The organism is Bacteroides sp. 1_1_30, assembly GCF_020982715.1.
Classification (GTDB): Bacteria; Bacteroidota; Bacteroidia; order Bacteroidales; family Bacteroidaceae; genus Bacteroides; species Bacteroides xylanisolvens.
The window spans coordinates 1-1811 of sequence record NZ_JAJKHN010000194.1 but is presented as its reverse complement, the minus strand read 5'-3'; the positions used below and the strand labels follow the sequence as shown (position 1 = coordinate 1811).

Genomic DNA, 1811 nt, shown 5'->3' with positions numbered 1-1811 from the left:
ATAGGGATTGTCGTTTAATGTTTTTAATCTGAGCGAAGCAGCGACCAATCCATTCAATTTCTGCGTCCGACTCATCAAAAATTCAATTTTATATCTGTTTCCGGTCGTTTCGGCCGGATTTTTTGTCCGTCTTTCATGGCGAGGATACAGTTCCCCCACAAGAGCTCCGCATTGACCGCAAGTTTCAGTGTCAGGCAGCAGCCAAACGCGCCCTTTGTGCTATCCTGTCCGCCAGCTGGACCACGTTTGCCGTGTGGATGCCGAAGAAGATGTACAGGATTTCCGTCCGCTTCGTCCTGGCCTTGACCCTCCGGAGATCGTAGTGCTCTTTCTGTGTCCCGAACGAGCCTTCCATCGCAGTCGCCCTCTCTCTGGCAAGCTCCTTTCGGACAAGGTCTTTCTCCTTTTTCTTCTCACCGAACGGACGGCCTCTTTTTACGAAAGATGTCTTTATCCCGTTCGCCTTGCAGTAGTCCCTGTTTTCAGTTCCCGCGTAGCCGGTGTCTCCTCCGACCTTTTTCGCTTCGACTCCAAACAGTCTCTTGTGCATCTTCAGGCAGTGCACCAGACGGGTCCCTTCATTGAACGCATTGAATGACAGCTTCTCAATGAACGATATCCCGTCGACCAATATGTTGTTGACCTTCGCACCGAACTCGACGCTCTTCACCTCCTTGCCTCTCACTATCGGTCTCAAATGTGGCTTGCTGAGACTCACTATCCTGTTGGGGATGCTTTCCCTGCTGTTATTGTTCAGGAAGTGGTTCTTCTGCTGACGGTACATCCTCGTGATGATTTTCAGATCACTTTTCTCTCTGACAGTCAACAGGTTTTCTGCATTCTCATTGCCCCTCTCGATCTCACGTATCTCCTTCAGTATCTTGCCGAGCAGGTCAAGCAGCCTGCGGGTAATCTTCCTCGTCTGGCTCCTGTTGTGCTTGCGCTGTTTCCTGTATGTCAGGTTTGCCTTCTGCACGTCAAGGAACTTTGTTCGGGGACGGTGGATTCCCAGTCTGCCGCTCAACTCACACATCGTCGCATAGCTCTTCTCAATCCCTTCCCACAGCAACTTCGCATCAGTCGGATAACGCATCTCGCTCTCATAGCACGTCGCATCCGTGTACATCGTGTCCAGGTTCTCCATGTATGGTCTCCACTTGTCGGCGAGTATGCCCTGAAGCTGTTGTATCTTCAACTTCCCTGCAAGTTCCATCATTATGTCGTCCAACAGCTTATAGTTTGTCAATGGGCGTGTCGGATCTATTATCACGTCGCAGAATATCTGGTAGTGGATGTTGCCGTTCAGCTGTTCCAGCAGTTTCGGACAGCTGAGTCCAGTGTACATCTTCAGGAACATCAGGGCCACTTTCCCTTCAGGAGTGAAGAACGACCTGCGTCCCAGCTTCGGCCTCATGCTTTTCCTTACCAGACCGAAGTTCTCTGCCATCTCGCGTAGAGGGAGCAACTTCTTTATCCTGCCCAATTCGCTCTTTTCGAACGTCGAATAGTAGAGCTCGTAAAAATTGAACTCCGGAAACGCAATGTTTGGCGCTATTTCAGAAAAATTTCGTACCTTTGGCATACAGATTATTTTTGCGATTCCCCCAATTTCTCACTTTTCTCGGTGGTTGGGGGAATCTTTTTCCCTTTTTCAAAGTTACGAAATTTCTATCACTTTATCAATCAACTCGTTAGGAAAGTCGAAAACTATTTTCAGCATTTCACGACAGTCCCTATATAGGCGTGGGGCTTTGTGTATTATATGTTGTTGAGTATGGGGATACTTCTGAACGGTAATACCAAAGTTCCCA

Annotated in this window: 1 protein-coding gene; it reads right to left on the bottom strand. The window is 48.8% G+C overall.

The annotated features are described in order from the left end of the window. Window positions 1-190 precede the first annotated feature (190 nt). A complete protein-coding gene (locus LPH68_RS26110) occupies window positions 191-1582 on the bottom strand; it encodes a transposase (RefSeq protein WP_230297263.1) in 1392 nt (463 codons plus the stop codon). Window positions 1583-1811: the final 229 nt, after the last annotated feature.

Excerpts from the sequence above, each read along its gene's own strand:
- LPH68_RS26110 (WP_230297263.1), bottom strand. The coding sequence starts at position 1,582 with ATGCCAAAGGTACGAAATTTTTCTGAAATAGCGCCAAACATTGCGTTT.